At 70.8% G+C, this 17,610-nt stretch carries 11 protein-coding genes and 1 tRNA gene; 9 read left to right on the forward strand and 3 right to left on the reverse strand.

What is annotated here, in order from left to right; all coding sequences use genetic code 11:
- Nucleotides 1–10: 10 nt before the first annotated feature.
- Together gltX and BKA02_RS11270 are read left to right on the forward strand one after the other, a co-directional pair.
- Nucleotides 11–1,516: a glutamate--tRNA ligase gene (gene gltX / locus BKA02_RS11265; RefSeq protein ID WP_179434094.1), complete on the forward strand. Its 1,506-nt coding sequence runs from the start codon at nucleotides 11–13 to the stop codon at nucleotides 1,514–1,516.
- A gap of 128 nt (nucleotides 1,517–1,644) precedes the next feature.
- A tRNA-Gln gene (locus BKA02_RS11270) sits at nucleotides 1,645–1,716 on the forward strand.
- A gap of 37 nt (nucleotides 1,717–1,753) precedes the next feature.
- Here the strand turns inward: BKA02_RS11270 and BKA02_RS11275 are convergent.
- Nucleotides 1,754–2,920 (reverse strand): fatty acid desaturase family protein, encoded by a 1,167-nt coding sequence (locus BKA02_RS11275; protein ID WP_246286022.1) that lies wholly within the window; start codon nucleotides 2,918–2,920, stop codon nucleotides 1,754–1,756.
- A 158-nt stretch (nucleotides 2,921–3,078) separates the two neighbouring features.
- Between BKA02_RS11275 and BKA02_RS11280 the strand changes: the two genes are divergently transcribed.
- From BKA02_RS11280 to BKA02_RS11300, 5 genes are all read left to right on the forward strand, one after another.
- Nucleotides 3,079–5,442 (forward strand): FtsX-like permease family protein, encoded by a 2,364-nt coding sequence (locus BKA02_RS11280; RefSeq protein WP_179434096.1) that lies wholly within the window; start codon nucleotides 3,079–3,081, stop codon nucleotides 5,440–5,442.
- On the forward strand, nucleotides 5,439–8,132 hold the full coding sequence (locus BKA02_RS11285; protein WP_179434098.1) for an FtsX-like permease family protein: 2,694 nt from the start codon (nucleotides 5,439–5,441) through the stop codon (nucleotides 8,130–8,132). The genes BKA02_RS11280 and BKA02_RS11285 overlap by 4 nt, the downstream gene beginning before the upstream one ends.
- Before the next feature lie 29 nt (nucleotides 8,133–8,161).
- On the forward strand, nucleotides 8,162–9,133 hold the full coding sequence (locus BKA02_RS11290) for an ABC transporter ATP-binding protein (RefSeq protein ID WP_246286023.1): 972 nt from the start codon (nucleotides 8,162–8,164) through the stop codon (nucleotides 9,131–9,133).
- Nucleotides 9,130–9,810 carry an ABC transporter ATP-binding protein gene (locus BKA02_RS11295; protein WP_179434101.1) on the forward strand — a complete coding sequence of 227 codons (681 nt, stop codon included), beginning with the start codon at nucleotides 9,130–9,132 and terminating at the stop codon, nucleotides 9,808–9,810. Before BKA02_RS11290 ends, BKA02_RS11295 begins: the two co-directional genes overlap by 4 nt.
- Before the next feature lie 68 nt (nucleotides 9,811–9,878).
- Nucleotides 9,879–11,408 carry a glycosyltransferase gene (locus tag BKA02_RS11300; protein ID WP_179434103.1) on the forward strand — a complete coding sequence of 510 codons (1,530 nt, stop codon included), beginning with the start codon at nucleotides 9,879–9,881 and terminating at the stop codon, nucleotides 11,406–11,408.
- Here BKA02_RS11300 and BKA02_RS11305 read toward each other — a convergent pair.
- Nucleotides 11,386–12,555, reverse strand: a complete 1,170-nt coding sequence (locus BKA02_RS11305) for an acyltransferase family protein (protein WP_179434105.1) — start codon at nucleotides 12,553–12,555, stop codon at nucleotides 11,386–11,388. The genes BKA02_RS11300 and BKA02_RS11305 overlap by 23 nt on opposite strands.
- A gap of 117 nt (nucleotides 12,556–12,672) precedes the next feature.
- On the opposite strand from BKA02_RS11305, the gene BKA02_RS11310 reads away from it, so the two are divergent.
- Entirely contained in the window at nucleotides 12,673–13,902 is a 1,230-nt protein-coding gene (locus BKA02_RS11310; protein WP_179434107.1) for a trans-sulfuration enzyme family protein, read from the forward strand.
- Between the two features lie 9 nt (nucleotides 13,903–13,911).
- Here BKA02_RS11310 and BKA02_RS11315 read toward each other — a convergent pair whose 3' ends face one another.
- Nucleotides 13,912–15,048, reverse strand: coding sequence for a PQQ-dependent sugar dehydrogenase (locus BKA02_RS11315; protein WP_179434109.1), 1,137 nt, complete (start codon nucleotides 15,046–15,048; stop codon nucleotides 13,912–13,914).
- A 72-nt stretch (nucleotides 15,049–15,120) separates the two neighbouring features.
- Between BKA02_RS11315 and pepN the strand changes: the two genes are divergently transcribed.
- Entirely contained in the window at nucleotides 15,121–17,610 is a 2,490-nt protein-coding gene (gene pepN / locus BKA02_RS11320) for an aminopeptidase N (protein ID WP_179434111.1), read from the forward strand.

Here is a 17,610-nt window from a genome sequence, read left to right on the forward strand (position 1 = left end):
TTGAGGGGCTATGGCTACTCCCGATCCCCGCACGACGACGGCCACCGGCGCCGACGTTCGCGTTCGCTTCTGCCCGTCGCCCACCGGCCTGCCGCACGTCGGCCTCGTGCGCACCGCCCTGTTCAACTGGGCCTATGCGCGCCACCACGGCGGCAAGCTCATCTTCCGCATCGAAGACACCGATGCGTCACGCGACAGCGAGGAGAGCTACGAGCAGCTGCTCGATGCGCTCACCTGGCTCAAGATTGACTGGGATGAGGGCGTCGAGGTGGGCGGCCCGCACGCGCCGTACCGCCAGTCGCAGCGTCACGACATCTACCGCGAGGTGCTTGACAAGCTCATCGCCGCGGGGGCGGTGTACGAGAGCTTCTCGACCGCGGAGGAGATCGACGCGCGCAACGAGGCGAACGGTCGTGCCAAGCAGCAGGGCTACGACAACTTCGACCGTGACCTCACCGACGAGCAGAAGGCCGCCTTTCGCGCCGAGGGCCGCCAGCCGGCGCTGCGTCTGCGCGTGCCCGACGGCGATGTGACCTATGTCGACCTCATCCGCGGCGAGGTCACGTTCCCGGCGGGATCCTTCCCCGACTTCGTGATCGTACGGCCCAACGGCATTCCGCTGTACACGTTCGTCAACCCGGTCGATGACGCGCTCATGGGCGTCACGCACGTGCTGCGCGGCGAGGACCTCATGCCATCCACGGCGCGCCAGCTCGCGCTGTATTCGGCGTTGGTGGATGCCGGGGTGACCGATTTCATCCCGCGTTTCGGGCACATGCCGCTCGTGCTCGGAGACGGCACGAAGAAGCTGTCGAAGCGCGATCCCCGGGCTGATCTGTTCCTGCACCGCGAGCGCGGCATGATTCCCGAGGGGCTGCTGAACTACCTCGCGCTGCTGGGCTGGTCCATCGCGCCCGACCGCGACGTGTTCTCGCAGGAGGAGATGGTCGCGGCGTTCCGCATCGAGGATGTGAACCCCAACCCGGCCCGCTTCGACCAGAAGAAGGCCGAGTCGATCAACGGCGACCACATCCGGATGCTCGATCCTGCCGACTTCGCCGCCCGCATCACGCCGTATCTGCAGAAGGCGGGCGTCGTGGGGGAGCAGCCCACCGACGAGGAGTCGGAACTCATCGCCGCGGCCGCCCCGCTCATCCAGGAGCGCCTGCCCGTGCTGGGCGATGCCCCCGGGCTGCTTGGATTCTTGTTCACCGACGCCGTGTCGTACGACGAAGATGCGCTCAAGGGCCTGCCGGAGAACGCCGCCGAAGGGCTGCGGGCGAGCATCGCCGCGCTCGAGCCGGTGCAGGGCTTCACCGCGGAGCCCGTCCAGGCCGCCCTCTCGGGGTCGCTCGTAGAGAACCTCGGCCTCAAGCCGCGAGTGGCATACGGCCCCGCGCGGGTTGCGATCAGCGGGCGACGCGTCTCGCCGCCGCTGTTCGAGTCGATGGAGCTGCTCGGCAAGGAGGCCACGATCGACCGCCTCAACGCGCTCGCGAGCAAGCTCGAGAACTGACGCAACCCTCGTCACTCAGGATCGCGCGTAGAGATCTGAGGGCGCCACGCGGGGCGGGTGGTGGGTTTGGATCGCGTCGCGGAGTCGGCTAGACTTGACCCTCGGTGCACGGCTTCGGCTGATGCCCTTGGGGTATGGTGTAATTGGCAACACGGCTGATTCTGGTTCAGTTGTTCTTGGTTCGAGTCCAGGTACCCCAGCAAGAAGAGTGGCGAGATTCCGCGGCTATACAGCCGTTCAGACGCGGCGGTATGACGAGACCATCGGGCAGTCGAATGGGTCGCGTGCCGCGAGTCCCACACGACTGAGGTAGTCGATGACGATCGCGTAGGAACGCACCAGCGACGTCTCGGTGTAGGGCACGTCATGCACGGCGCAGAACTCGCGGACGATCTCGCGCGTCTTCGCCAGATGCGGCCGCGCCATGCTCGGGAAGAGGTGGTGCTCGACCTGATAGTTGAGACCGCCCATGAGCCAGGTGGCCCACCAGCCTCCGCGGATGTTTCTGGAGGTGCGCACCTGTTTCGAGAAGAAGTCCAGCTTCGCATCGGGCGCGATGACGGGCATCCCCTTGTGATTGGGAGCGAAAGACGCACCCATGTAGACGCCGAAGACGGCGAGCATGACGCCGACGAAGGCGAACGCCATGCCCAACGGCAGAAGCAGGAACACCGGTGTCAGCACGAGAGCGAAGCGGGCCGTGATCATCGCCAACTCGGGCCAACGGCCCTTCACCGCCGTGCGGCCGGAGAGGTGCTTCAGGCTCAGGTAGTGGAGATTGAGTCCCTCAAGGGTGAGCAGCGGGAAGAACAGCCATCCCTGCCGCCGGGTGATCAGTCGGCGTATGCCTCTCGCGGAGGCGGCGTCCTCCTCGATGAACGAGACCGTGTCGATCTCGATGTCGGGATCTTTACCGACACGGTTGGGATTGGCATGGTGGCGGCTGTGCTTGGCATCCCACCACGAATAGCTCATGCCGACGAATGCGGCCAGCACGCGGGCGAGCCGGTCGTTGTCGGGACCGGAGCTCAGGATCTGCCGGTGCGCGGCCTCGTGCGCGAGGAAGGCGACCTGCGTGAACAGGATGCCGAGAGCCGCTGCGATCAAGAGCTGGAACCAGCTGTGACCGAACAGCACGAAGCCCGCGATCGCGCCACCGAACCCGAATGAGATCAGGGTGGCGACGAACACGTAGAACCAGGGGGTGCGACGCAACAGACCCGTCTCGCGCACGACCTTCGACACCTGTGTGTACGCGCGGGCGATCGGTGGGAAGTCCTCCTTTCGCGCATAGGTCTGGCGGATGGTTCCGAGAGCGCCGGAGACGGCGAGCGTGGGGGAGATGGTGAACGACCGTTCTTCGTGCCATCGCGGCATTGCGACGGCGGGTGAAGCCAAAGGCATCTGCCGATCGCTTCCTGCTACGGTACGTGCACCCGCATGCGTCTTGCTGCATGTAAGGACGTCGGGCATCGTCGTATTTCGTTTCATCGACCGCGAGTCATTGCGCGCATAGACCTCGGGGGAGAGGATGATCGACAGTGCGCGGTGAATGAGGGACGATGACGTTTGCAGTGAGACGGGCGGCGGTGCATGCCGGACGCCTGGCCCTCCTCGCACTCGTCGCCGCTCTCGTTGTGGGCGGAATCGGCGCGATCGACGCCCTGGCCGAGAGGATGCTCGACGACGGCGCGTCGCACATCCTCGCCGATGCCGAACCGGACGCCCGCACGCTCCGCGTCGTCGCCGCGCAGTCCGCCGACGCCGGGCAGCAGGATGCGCAGGTGCGGCAGGCGCTCGCCGACGTCGCCGACCGCGCAGGGCTCGATGAGCCTGCGATCGTCGTCTCCCGGCTGGTCTCGTTGACGGTCGACGGCGTACCCTCTGGCGGCGATGATGCGGCGCTCCGGCTTGTCGACGAGCCCCGCGCCCCTGACCTCGCCACGCTCTCTGCGGGCGCGTGGCCGCGCACACCGCAGGAGTTCGCGCTCCCGACGGCAGCGGCGCAGCGCGGGCAGCTGCAGGTCGGCGACGAGGTCACACTCACCCGCGACGGCACGACGCTCACGCTCGTCGGCACCTGGGAGGCGAACGACCCCGCCGACCCGGCCTGGCACGGCGATCCGTCGGTCTCCTCGGGTGAGAACGACGGCGTGATGGGACCAGCGGTCATCGCCGACGGCGCGCTCGCGCAGCTCCCCGGTACGCCGACGGCGACGTGGGAGATCGCCCCGCGGACCGATGACACCGCGAACCGTGCCGCCCTCCAGCGGGCGATCACGGCGGTGACGCATCTGCCCGACGCGATCGACCCGCAACGGTCGAGCAACATGCGCATCCTCGGCGGCCTCGACCGCACGGTGCAGCGGCAGGCGTCGGCGGTAGCGGCGACCCGGGGCCTTCTTGTCGCACCGCTGCTGATCATCGCTCTGCTCGGAGCGCTCGTGCTGGGCATCGTGCTCGCCACGCTGGCTTCGGCGCGGCGCACCGAGCTCGCCCTGCTGCGGGCCAGGGGTGCGTCCGCACGCCGACTCGGCCTCGATGCCGCGGGCGAGGCCGCCCTCGTCGTCGCCGTCGGGGCCGCGCTCGCTCTCGCTGGTCTCGGGCTGACCGTGGGCGTCACCGCGCTCGCTCTCGTGACCGCCGCAGCGGTACTCGCGCTCGTCGTCGCGGGGGCGGCCGTGTTCGCGGCACGCGCTGCCGTGCGCTCGGATGCCGTGCGCGAGGAGTCGGTGCGCAACGATGCGGGGTCGCGCACTTTTTCCGCGCTGCTCCTCCCTGCCGGTGTCGCCGCGATCCTCGGCGCCTTGTCGGCCTGGCAGCTCTTCGCCACGGGGTCGGTGGTCACCCCCGACGGTGCGCCGGAGCCGTTGGCCGCCGCCGCGCCCGCCCTGCTGCTCGTCGCCGGCTGCGCGCTCGCCCCTGTGATCGCCGGCCCGCTCGCGGCCCTGCTCGAGCGGCTCCTGCGGTCCACCCGAGGGATCGCTCCGCTCCTCCCGCTGCGGCAGGTCGCGCGGAGGATGGGCGTCGTCGCCGTCGCCATCCTGTGCCTCGGGCTGGCCACGGCGTCGGCGGCCGTCGCGGTGGCTGCCCCCGCAGTGACCGGCGCCGCTGAGCAGAAGTCACTCGATGCGCTGCTCGGCGCCGACGTGCGCATGATCGCCGCGGACGGGCTCGATGCGACGGCGGAGACAGTGGCGACCTGGCCCGGCGTGACGGCGGCCGACGAGATACTGCGGAACTCCGTCACGGTCGGATCCGACTCCGCCGTGCTCGTCGCCGGGCCGCCCGGCGCGCTGGGACTGGGAGCGGCACTCAGCACGAGCTCGGGGCAGGGGCTCGCCGTCGCTATCACCCGGAGCCTTGCCGATCGGCTCGGCGCACGCGACGGCACCGTCTTCACGGCGCGTGTGCGCTCGGTCGCCCGACCGGCGACGTTCGAGGTCGTACGCATCGTCGAGTCGCTTCCCAGCATCGGCGACCGCCTCGGAATGGCGGTCGATCCGGCGACGCTCGCGGAGATCGGCGATCTCGCTCCCAACGAGCTATGGGTGCGCAGCTCGACGCCCGAGCAGACGGCGGCAGACCTGCGTGCGCAGGCGACGCATCCGGCCCGCATCCTCACCGCCGCGCAGGTGAGCGCGGCCCCGGTCACCGGCGTCGCACCGGCGCTGCTGATCATCGGGGCACTCGTGGCGGTCGTCCTCGGCGTCATCGGCTTCGTCGCAGCATCGTCGGCCGCCGCCAGCGCACGCCGCGAGGAGCCGACGGTGCTGCGCGCACTCGGACTCTCACCGTCTCAGCACCGTGCGCTCCGGGCGGGTGAGACGGCTCTCGTGGCGGTCTACGCGGCCGTCGCCGGTGCCGTCGTGGGCGCGGTGGTCGCCGCCGTCGTGCTGCCCGTCGTGCTGGGAGCCGCCTCATGAATAGCCGGCTGAGGCTGTTCGTGCGCGGTGCGTCGACGGCTCCCGCGCTGTCGCTGTTCCTCGTCGTCGTCATCGCCGCGCTGTCGTACCTCGGCCTCGCCGCTCCCGCGCTGCTCGCCGAGGGACGCACCGCGACCATCCAGAGTGCCGTCTCGAGCGTTCCCGAGCTGGCGAGGTGGCCCTCTGCGACCACGCCGGGCCTTCCCGCCTTCGATGACGCCGCCACGGGAGACGCCGGCGTCTGGAGCAGAGCCTTGGACGAGGTGGAACAGAAACGTCGCGAACAGCCCGAGCCGCTGCGCAACATGCTGGGTGCGCCCCGGATGGTGATGACCGTGGATCCGTTCCCATCGAAGGACGATTCGCCCGATCGCGTCGAACCGGTGCCGCAGAACAAGGTGGCGCTCGTCGCGGATCCGGGGATGACCGATCGTGCAGAGCTCGTCGACGGGCGCCTTCCCGAGATCACCGCGCCAGGTGACGGTATCGAGATCGCCCTGACCGAGGCCGTCGCGGAGCAGCTCATCTGGCCGCTGGGCACCACCCGCCGGTGGGAGGATCGCACTGTCGTGCTCACGGGAATCGTCGCCCCGAACGACGAGAACGATCAGGACTGGGCGTTCATCAACGGATCTCTCCGGCCCGCCGTCGAGGTCACGGCGAGCGGCGACCGCATCCTCGTCGCGTCCGCCTTCATGCACCCGGATGAGGCCGCCGCGCTCGTCGACCGCGTGAGCGATATCAAGGTCGTCTCGTGGATGCCGTTCGACACCGCGGCGCTGGACGGCGCCACGGCGCAGCAGGCGGCCGCCCAGTTGCGCCTGCTCTCTGCAGACCCGGTCGACATCCCCATGTACGACCGGACCTTCTACAACCGCGGACTGCCGTTCAGCTCGGCCCTCCCGCAGGCGATCGACACGGGGCTGTCCAGGGCGGATGCCATGACGGCCGTCGTCAGCATCGCCGCTGTCGGGCCCGTCACGGTTGCGCTCGTCGTGCTCGCCCTCGTGTCGCGGATGCTCGCCGTGCGCCGCGTGACGCCCACCCGAGTCCTGCGGGCGCGCGGCGCCTCCACCGAACACCTCATCGCACGGCTCGGGGGAGAGGGAGCCGCGCTGGGGCTGCTCGGTGCCGTATTCGGGGCGGCGGCGGCCGCTGCCGTCTCGGGCTGGGCGGGCACGTGGACGCTCGTCGTGCCGCTCGCGCTCGCCGCAGCTCCCGTCATCGCGCTGCCATGGGGTGCCCTGACCGATGCGGGGCGTCACGAACGCCGCGACCTCGGTGACACCGTGCACGCCGGTGTGAGCAGGTGGCGGCTCGCGCTCGAGATTCTTGTGCTGGCCCTCACGGCGGCCCTGCCCGTACTCGTCGTGGCACGCGGCGCCGCGGGAGGCGCCGATCCGCTGCTGCTCGCGCTGCCCGTGCTCCTGGGTGCGACGGGCAGCATCGTCACGCTGCGACTGCTTCCGCTGCTCCTGCGTGCTGCCGAGCGCCGGGCCCGGCGCCGCGCCGGGCTCGCCGCGCTCCTCGGCCCCGCACGCGCGCGTCGCGACCCGGTCGTGCGCACCGCACCCGTGCTCGCCGTGGTCATCGGACTCGGCGTGGCGATCTTCTCGGTCGCGTTCGCCGCGACGGTCACCCAGGGCATCGCACGCTCGGCTGCGGTCGCCGCGGGCGCCGAAGTGCGCGTGGACTCCGCCTACATCGCGCAGGATGCCGCCGACAGGGTGGCTGCGCTCGACGGAGTGGCGGCGATGGCGGCCTTGCGGGGCGATATGACCGTGGACGTCTCGGCGGGAACCGAGAAGACCCGCGCGCACCTGTACACGGTCGATCGCGACGACATGGTCGCCGTGCAGCGCGACACGATGGTGCCACTGCCGCTGCCCGAGTCGCTCACGGCTGATGACGACGAGGGCGTGCCCATCGTGGTCTCGCAGCCGCTGATGGCGCGACTCGGGACGATTGCGGGCGCCGATGGCGACATCGAGGTCGGCGGCACCGCGGTGCGCGTGGTCGGCACCGTGGATCCGCAGGTGCCGTTCGGCAGCGCCGAGCAGTGGATCATCGTCGACGCCGCCCATGCGCGCACGCTCGGCGAGCGCGGCACGGGGCGCTCGCAGCTGTACCTCTCGCTCGCGCCCGGGGCCGATCCGGATGCCGTGGGTGCCGCCGCCGCAGCCGCTCTCGGCGAAGGCGCGAGCTTCCAGACCCCCGCCTCCATCGCCGCGGGCTACACCGACGATCCTGCTTTCAGCCTGGTCCGCAGTGCGCTGCTGGCGGCCAGTGGCGTCGTGGCTGTGCTGCTGGGTGTGGCGGTCGTCGCGATGCTCGTGCTTGGCGCGCCCGCGCGAGCCCGGATGCTGGCCATTCTGCGCACCCTGGGGCATCCGCGTCGCGCCGCGGGACGACTCGTGGCGTGGGAAGTGGTACCTGCGCTGCTGCTGGCGCTGCCGTTCGGCGTGGCAGCGGGGGTGACGATGGCGTGGCTGGTCATCCCCGCACTCGACCTGCGCGGCTTCGTCGGCGGTCCGGCGCAGCCCGCGGTCGCACTCGGCGGGGTCTGGCCGCTGTTCGTCGTGGTGGGCTTCGCCATGGTGGCAGCCGTCGCCGTGGCCGCGGCCACCGTGCTCGCCTCGCGTCTGCACTCGGCACAGGCGATCCGCGGCGACGACGAACGGGAGCTGTGATGCACGAACGGGGCGAGAGGATGGACGTCATGACCGATGGGGCGATCGTCTGCGAGGGCCTGGTGCGGATCTTCACCGCGCAGGGCGTGGAGGTGCAGGCGCTTCAGGGGCTGGAGCTGCGGATGCGGACCGGCGAAATGGTCGCGCTCGTGGGTGCATCCGGATCGGGCAAGAGCACGCTCCTGGGCATCCTGGCCGGGCTCGATCAGCCCACCGCCGGCACAGCACGCGTGGCAGGGCACGACCTGGTGACGATGAAGGGCGCAGAACGGCTGGAGTACCGTCGTCGCAGCGTCGGGTTCGTCTGGCAGCAATCGGCGCGCAACCTCCTGCCGTACCTGTCGGCGAAGGAGAACATCGAGATGGTGCACGAGGTCGCCGGCGTCGTGCCCCGGGCAGAGCGGGCGCAGGCCGGCATCGACCTGCTCGAGCTGCTGGATGCGGGAGAAGTGGCCGACAAGCGCCCCGCCGAGATGTCGGGCGGTCAGCGCCAACGCGTCTCGATCGCCGTCGCCCTGGCCAATCGTCCGCGTGTGCTTCTCGCCGACGAGCCGACCGGCGAGCTCGACGAGCACACGAGCGCGGAGGTGCTCGCGGCGATGGAGACGGTGAATCGCGAGCGCGGCGTCACCACCCTGATCGTCACGCACGATGCCGGGGTCTCCGAGCATGTCGAGCGCACCGTGCGCATCCGTGACGGCCGCACGGCCACCGAGACGCTGCGCAGCACGGCGACCGATGACGACGGTCGCGCCGTGCGCACGGCACAGGAGTACGCCGTGCTGGATCGCGCGGGGCGCATGCAGCTGCCCGCCGAGTTCGTCACCGAGCTCGACCTGCGCGATCGGGTGCGGCTCACGCTCGAGCCCGACCACGTGCGGGTCGCGCCCGGCGGACCCGGGCGCCGCGACACCCCGGATGCCGCGGATGCCTCTGACGCACCCAAGCCGTTGACGAGACGGGCCGCCCGGACTTCTCGTCGGGATGGAGAACGCTCATGACCGTCGTACTCCGCGCAGAAGCGCTCTCGCGGGTCTTCCGCGGCGCGGGCGAAGACGTCGTGGCCGTGCGGGAGGCCACGTTGGAGGTTAACGAGGGAGAGCTCGTCGTGATCACCGGGCGCTCCGGTTCAGGCAAGACGACCCTGCTGACCATGCTCGGCGGGCTCGATGCGCCGACCTCGGGCCGCGTGACGATCGACGACGTCGACCTCGTCACGGCGGGCTCGGCGCTCGACGAGATGCTCGGCACGCGCATCGCCTCGATCTTCCAGACGGCGGGACTCATCCCCGTGCTCTCGGCGGCCGAGAACGTCGAGGTGCCGCTGCGCGTCCGCCGCACGGAGCCCGCCGAGCGCGATCGCCGCGTGGCCGAGGCGCTGCGGGCGGTCGGGCTGGAGGATCACGCGCGCCAGCGCCCGGGCGAACTCTCCGGCGGACAGCAGCAGCGGGTGGGCATCGCCAGGGCGCTCGTCATGAATCCGGGGATCCTGCTCGCCGATGAGCCGACAGCGCAGCTCGACAGCGAGACGGGCGCACAGATCATGGCGCTCATCGCCGCTCTGGTGCACGAGCGGGGCACGGCCGCGGTCGTCGCCACCCACGATGCCGCGATGCTCGCCCGGGCCGACCGCGTGCTCGAACTGCACGACGGGGTGCTGCAGCCGCGTGAGGGGTGAAGGCGGACACGACGTTCTGAGGGCGCTCTCCCAGCGTGTCCACGGATGGGGGGCCTAACGTCGCCGTCATGCGTTCGGCATCTTCCGGCTCGCCCCGGCTCGGCTTCCCCCATGGACGCCATTTCGCCCTCACCTGGGGGATCGCCGACCGCTACGGCGGCATGACGGGTGCCATGCTGCACCGCTCCCGCGCCTTCGTACGATTGGCCGGTGTCGACGTCACGGTGCTGACCCTCGACGATCGCGCCGACTATCCCGAGCTCGAGCAGCGCATGCGGACCTCGGGCGAGCTCGTCGACGGTCTGTCGATCCGCAACCTGTGGGACGACCTCCGACAACGGCCGGTTGCGCCGCAGAACACGCGGCCCGAGGCCGACGCGCTGCTCGTTCCGATGGAGGGCGACACGGTCGCCGAGCACGCGGGCATCGTTCTCCTGCGCGAGCGACGGGATGCGAAGGGATCGCTGATCGGCACTGACCGCTTCCGCCGCGACGGCACCCTGCTCGCCACGGATCGCGTAGTGGACGGCCATCGGCGCATCGTCGCGTACGACGAGCACGGTGCGCCGCTGCGCACCTGGGGTTCAAGCTGGAAGCTGTACGCGTGGTGGCTGGATCGGCTCACCCGCCGCGGCACGAACTTCCTCATCGTCGATTCGAAGACGGCGGCGCGCTTCGCCGCGGGCTACCGGCGCGACAACGTCGTCACCGTGCATCTCGTGCACGGCGCGCACCGCAAGGGCGAGCGCGCCGGCGTCCTGCGCCCCTCGCGGGCCAGGGTGCTCCGGCGCGCGGCCGATTTCGACGCCGTCGTGGTTCTCACCGAGCGTCAGCGCGCAGACATGCGGGCCGACGGTGTCGCCGAGGGTGCGCGCGTGCGCGTGATCCCCAACGGCATCGACCTGGATCCCCCCGCCGAGCGGGAGCACGTCCGCGGCACGGGGGTCGTCATCGCATCGCTGACGGCACGAAAGCGCGTGGAGCACGCCGCGCAGGCCGTCGCCGTGGCCGCCTCCCGGAGCAACGCTGTGCGCCTCGACGTATACGGCGAGGGTGAGCAGGAGTCGGCGTTGCGTGCGCGGATCGCGAAGGACGAGGCGGAGGACAGGATCGCCCTGCACGGGTTCCGCACCGATGCACGCGAGCGCTTCACCGAGGCCGACTTCAGCCTGCTCACCTCCACCTCCGAAGGGCTGCCGCTCGTGCTCGCGGAATCGATGGCGGCCGGATGCATCCCCATTGCCTACGACATCCCCTACGGTCCCAGCGATGTCATCCGCGACGGGATCGACGGATTCGTCGTGCCCGCCGGCGATGTCGCCGCCATCGCCGATCGCATCCTCGCGCTGCAGCAGATGCCGCAGGCCCAGGTGGCGGCGATGCGTCACCGTGCCCGCGTGCGTGCCGCGATGTTCGCCGACCGCACGGTCACGCGCGTGTGGGGCCGGGAGCTCGGTGCGGCGCTGGATGCGAAGCGGCTGCGCGCCGTGGAGTGGAAACCGCTGCGCGTGCGGATGCGTCGGAGACTCGGCATCCTGCGTCGACGCCTGGGCATCGCGCGCCGACGATTAGGGATCATCGGGACGCGCTCCGAGTAGCCACAGCGGCGGCGCCGCCGTCGGCGGTGGGTGCCGGGCGGCGTGCGAGCCTCCGGCACAGGTCGCCCGCCGCGCGCGAGAGCCGGTGCGAGGGCAGCTCCACGCTGCGGTAGAAGACCGCGGCGACGAGCAGGCTCAGCGGCACGGCGATCAGGCACGCCAGCCACCAGTGCTCTACGCCGAGCAGGTACCCCACGGTTCCGATGATCGGGACGTGCACGAGGTAGAGGCTGAACGAGATGCGTCCGAGCCAGAGCATGGGTCGCGTCTCGAGCATGCGCGCGGCCGGCGCCCACACCGCGGCGATCGCGACGAGTACGGCGGCCGCCAGCCCCGCCGATCCCCACAGAGCCCGGTCGCCGATCGAGCCGTCGGGAAGCACCCAGCGCGCCAGCCACGTGCCGATCAGGAGGAGAGCTGCGGCGACCCCGGCGTACGGCACGACGCGGCGCACGGCCGGGCGTGCGGCATACGTCCGCAGCGCGTCGAGGTTCACCGCCATCACCGTGCCGAGCAGGAACACGGGCAGATACACGAGCGCGTCGCTTTCGACGAGGCGCCCGGTGATCGTCGCCGCGACGGCGAGGGCTGCCACGACGAGCGAATGGTGTCTGCTGCGCAGCGCGATCCAGACGAACAGCGGCAGCAGCAGCGAGAAGAAGAGCTCCCAGCGCAGCGACCACAGCACGTTGTCGATGTCGTAGCTGGCGCGCAGCAGCGACGCCTCGGAGAGCAGCGAGCCCGGTGTGATCGTCGTCGCCTGGGCATCGCGCATCCACGAGCCTTCGGGCATCGTCGCGGGATCGCGGGGGATGAGGAGGATGAGCGCCGCCGCGAACAGCAGCGCCCCGAACACCGGCAGGTAAAGCCGCAGCAGCCGCGCCGGGTAGTACCGGATCCACGAGAAGCCCTCGCGCAGCGCGGGCAGAGCCACGACGAGTCCCGAAAGCACGAAGAAGACAAGCACGGACTCGGTACCCGCCAGCAGCAGCTTCATCGGCGTGCGGGTGAGCACGGTCCATGCCTCAGGATCGAGGAAGGGCCTGGCCAACAGCGAGCAGTGGTAGAAGACGACGATCAGCGCCGCGAGACCGCGCAAGCCGTCGAGGCCCGCGATCCTGCCCGTGGCGCCGCTGTCGCCGGTCACCGCTGTCGCGGGCGCGGTATCCGCATCCTGTCGCATCGTCGTGACGACGTTACGGGCACCCCCTGGACGCGACCTGGGCGGCTGGCGGTTCAGGAAGCCTTGCGCGATCGTAGAGGCATGGATTCCACTTCTCGCTCTTCCGCGCACGTTCCGCATCCCGACACTGTCGCGGTGCATGCCGGCCGCGCCGACTTCGCCGCGCTCGGCGTGCACGCCGCCCCCATCGACCTGTCGTCGACGAATCCCCTGCCCGACATCGAGCACGGCGGAGACTCGTACGAGGCGATGGCCACCGGTAGGCATCCGCTTGCCGAGGGCGGCAATGTGTACGCGCGGCTGTGGAATCCCACGGTCGCGCGGTTCGAGGAGGCGCTGGCCGAGCTCGAGCGCGCCGAGGCGTCGGTGGCCTTCGGATCGGGCATGGCGGCGATGACCGCGGCGATCCTCGCTCACACGACGGCGATCGGCAAGCGTCACGTCGTCGCCGTGCGCCCTCTCTACGGCGGCACCGACCACCTGCTCGATTCCCGCCTGCTCGGGGTGGAGACGACCTTCTGCGGTCAGGATGAGGTGCACAAGCACCTGCGCGACGACACCGGGCTCATCGTGCTCGAGACCCCGGCGAATCCGACGCTGGATCTCGTGGACATCGCCGCCGTCGTCGCCCAGGCCGCAGACGTGCCCGTGCTCGTCGACAACACCTTCGCGACCCCGCTGCTGCAGAACCCGATCGATCTTGGTGCACGCATGTCGCTGCACAGCGCGACGAAGTACATCGGCGGGCACGGCGATGTGATCGCCGGTGTCATCGCGTGCGCGGAGCCGACCGCGGAGGCGCTGCGCCGCGTGAGGGCGATCACCGGGGCGGTGCTGCACCCCCTCGGCGCCTATCTGCTCCATCGGGGTCTCGCCACCCTGCCCGTGCGGCTGCGCGCGCAGCAGGAGAACGCCCGGCGGATCGCGGAGTGGCTGGAGCCGCACGACGCCGTCGCCGAGGTGTTCTATCCGGGCTCGCACGACGAGCGAGGACTCGTCGGACGCCAGATGCGCGGGCCCGGGGCGATGCTGGCCGTGCGGTTGCACGGCGGCTATGCCGCGGCATCGGCGTTCATCGACGGCGTCGAGTTGTTCACGCACGCCGTGTCGTTGGGCGGCGTCGACTCGCTCGTGCAGCTGCCTGCGGCGCTCACGCACCGGCCCGTGGCGCCCGAGGCGAGGCCCGCGGCCGACATCGTGCGCCTGTCGATCGGACTCGAGGATGCCGACGATCTCATCGCCGACCTCGCCCGTGCGCTGACAGCGGCCACCGCCGCGGCAGCCCCGGTGCCGGTGAGCGCGGCGGGCTGAGCCCGACCCTCAGCCGCCCTCGACGAACGAGGCCGACAGCAGCAGATCGTCGCCGGGGCGCGGGTCGCCGCGGCCGTCGGTGTTGTTCGTGAGGATGCGCAGCGTGCCGTCGGGCGCGACGGCGACCGCGCGCAGGCGCCCGTACACGCCGCTGAAGAACACCTGCTGCCCCTGCGGGTCGGCGATGGGGACGACGCGCAACGACTGCCCGCGCAGGTTCGCCAGCACCAGTGATCCGCCGATCACCGCCAACCCGCTCGGGCTCGCTTCGGACGTCGGCCACTGCAGCACCGGATCGATGTAGGCCGGATGGCCCGCGGTGCCTTCGACCGCGGGCCAGCCGTAGTTTCCGCCCGGAACGATCTCATTCAGCTCGTCCCAGGTGTCCTGGCCGAACTCGGACGCGAACATCCGCTCGTCGTCGGTCCAGGCGAGCCCCTGCACGTTGCGGTGGCCCAGGCTGAACACGGGGGAGCCGGGGAAGGGATTGTCGTCCGGGATCGTGCCGTCGGGATTGAGGCGCAGGATCTTTCCCGCGAGCGAACCCGCATCCTGCGCGGCCTCGGGCTCGCCGGCATCGCCCACGGTCACGTACAGCCGGCCGTCCGGACCGAACGCGACCTGGCCGCCGTTGTGGTTGCGTGCCGACGGGAGCCCCGCGATCACCGTCTCGGACTCGCGGAGCGACCCGGCGTCGTCCGCGAGGGCGAACCGCTGCACCCGGTTGCCGTCGCTGCCCGTCGATGCGACGTACAGCCGGTTCTCGTCGTCGAGGGCGAGACCGAGCAGGCCCCCTTCGCCGCCGTGGACGACATCGTCGAGCATCGCGATCTGCGTGAGCGCGCCGTCGGGGTCGAGGCGGAGGATGCGGCCCGTGTCGCGCTCACCGATGAGCGTGACGTCATCTGTGACGACGAGGCCCCACGGGGACTGCAGCGCCCCGGCGGCGACGCCGACCTCGCCCGACGGCCACAGAGCAGGGGCTGCGGTCGGCTCGGGCGTCGCCGTGGGCGACGGGGTCGCGGGTGCGGAGCTCGGGGGAGGGGCGGAGGGCGTCGGATCGCCGTCTCCCACGGCGCACGAGGAGAGCGCGAGGATGCCGACCAGCGCCCCGGCGAGCAGCACCGCTCCATGTCGTCTGCGCATGACCCCAGCCTCTCACGCGGCTCCCGGACACGGCCCGGGGCGTCGCCCGCCCGACGTGAAACGATGGGGATCATGACCAGTGCGAACCTCACCAGGCAGGAGACCGGCGCGCGATCCGCGAACGTCTCCGTCCATGACATCCGCGTCGAACTCGACCTCACCGGGGCGCCCGATCCGGGCAGCAGCGGATTCCCGACGACGACAAGGCTTGCGATCGAACTCGCCGAGGCGGGGACGACGTGGCTCGACTTCCTCGGTGAAGAGGTGCGTGGGCTGCGCATCGACGATGCCGCATGCGATGTGCGCTGGGACGGCGCACGCATCGCTCTTCCGGAGCTTGCGGCAGGGTCACACACGGTCGTCGTCGATGCGGTGGGCGCCTACAGCCGTTCGGGGGAGGGGCTGCACCGCTTCCGCGACCCCGTCGACGGCGAGACGTATCTCTACACCCAGTACGAGCCGGCCGACTCGCGGCGAGTGATGGCCTGCTTCGAGCAGCCCGACATGAAGGCCCGGTACACGTTCGTCGTGTCGGCGCCGCGCGGCTGGCAGGTGCTCTCCAACCAGAGCGCCGTCTCCGTCGCCGAGACCGATGACGCTCAGACGGTGGAGTTCGCGCCCACCCTGCCGATCTCGAGCTACATCACCAGCGTCGCGGCAGGGCCGTACCACCGGGTGAATGCCGAGTGGCGCAAGGGCGATCGGCGCGTGCCGTTGGGCGTGCTGTGCCGCGCGTCGCTCGCCGCGCACCTGGATGCCGACGAGATCATCGAGATCACCCGGCAGGGCCTCGACTTCTACGACGACGCCTTCGCCTACCCCTACCCGTGGGGCAAGTACGACCAGGTCTTCGTGCCCGAGTACAACCTCGGCGCGATGGAGAACCCGGGCCTGGTGACCTTCACCGAGCAGTACGTGTTCCGCGGTGCGGCCACACGCGCGCAGCATCAGGGCCGGGCCAACACGATCCTGCACGAGATGGCGCACATGTGGTTCGGCGATCTCGTCACGATGCGGTGGTGGGACGACCTGTGGCTCAAGGAGTCGTTCGCCGACTACATGGGCGCGCACGCCTCGGTCGCCGCCACGCAGTTCACGGATGCGTGGGTGTCGTTCGCGAACCGGCGCAAAGCGTGGGCGTACACGCAGGATCAGCTGCCGACGACGCATCCGATCGTCGCCGACATCCCCGACCTGGAGGCGGCGAAGCTCAACTTCGACGGCATCACGTACGCCAAAGGCGCCGCCGTGCTCAAGCAGCTCGTCGCCTTCGTCGGCGAAGACGCGTTCTTCGAAGGCGCCCGCCGGTACTTTGCACGCCATGCCTTCGGCAACACGACTCTCGACGACCTGCTCGCAGAGCTCGCCGAGGTCTCGGGCCGAGACATGCGTGCCTGGTCCGCGGCCTGGCTGCAGACCACGGGTGTGAGCACGCTGAGTCTGGAGCGCACGGATGCCGCTAGCGCCGTACTCGTGCAGTCGGAGGTGCGCCCGCACCGGCTGCAGGTCGGACTCTACGACCTCGAGGCCACGAGCCTCGCGCTGCGCGAGCGGATCGCCGTCGGCCTCGGCGAGGAGCGGACTGCGCTCGCGCTCGCCGAGGCAGACCTGACCCTCATCAACGACGCCGACCTCACCTACGCCAAGGCGCGCCTCGACGAGCGCTCTCTCGACGCGGTCGAGCAGGCGCTGTCGAGTCTCGGCGATCCTCTCGCCCGGGCGCTGGTGTGGTCATCGCTGTGGAATGCCACGCGCGATGGCGATCTCGCGGCCGAGCGCTACCTGCGCATCGTGCATCGGCACGCCCCGCTCGAGTCCGACAGCGCGCTGTTGAGCGGTGTGCTGCTGAACGCCTCCTTCGCGATCGAGCACTTCGTCGCCGACGGTGCGCGCGCCGCACGGCGCCGGGAATGGCTCGAGACGACCGCGGAGGCGCTGATCGCGGCCGAGGCCGGAAGCGACGGTCAGCTCGCGTGGGCGCGTGCATTCGCGGCCGCGGCCGCATTCGACGATGGCCGGCACCAGGAGGTCCGTGCCCTGCTCGAAGGCGACGCCCCGGTGGGATTGCCGATGGATCCCGAGCTGCGCTGGTCCCTGCTCACCGCACTCGTCGCCACCGGCCACGCCGATGCCGATGACGTGGCCGCCGAGCAGCGGCGCGACGACACGGCCAGCGGACGCACCGCGGCGATCACAGCGCTCGCTGCGCGCCCTGTCGCCGACGTCCGGGCGCAGGCTTGGCAGTCGGCATGGCACGACACCGCGCTCAGCAACGACCACCTCACCGCGACGATCGACGGACTGCGTGCCGGCGGGCGACGCGATCTGATCTCGGGCTTCGACGACGAGTACTTCTCGCGCATCCGGGAGGCATGGGCGCAGCGCAGCATCGAGATCGCCAGGCGGCTCGTGCTGGGGCTGTTCCCCGACGCCGAATCGCTCGACCAGGTCGATGCCTGGCTCGCCGAGAACGCGGATGCGCCCGGCGCGCTGCGCCGGCTCGTCGTCGAACAGCGCGACCACCTCGCGCGCTCGCTGCGGGTGCGCGAGGCGCAGCCCTGA

This window comes from Microbacterium pseudoresistens (genome assembly GCF_013409745.1).
GTDB classification, from domain to species: Bacteria; Actinomycetota; Actinomycetes; order Actinomycetales; family Microbacteriaceae; genus Microbacterium; species Microbacterium pseudoresistens.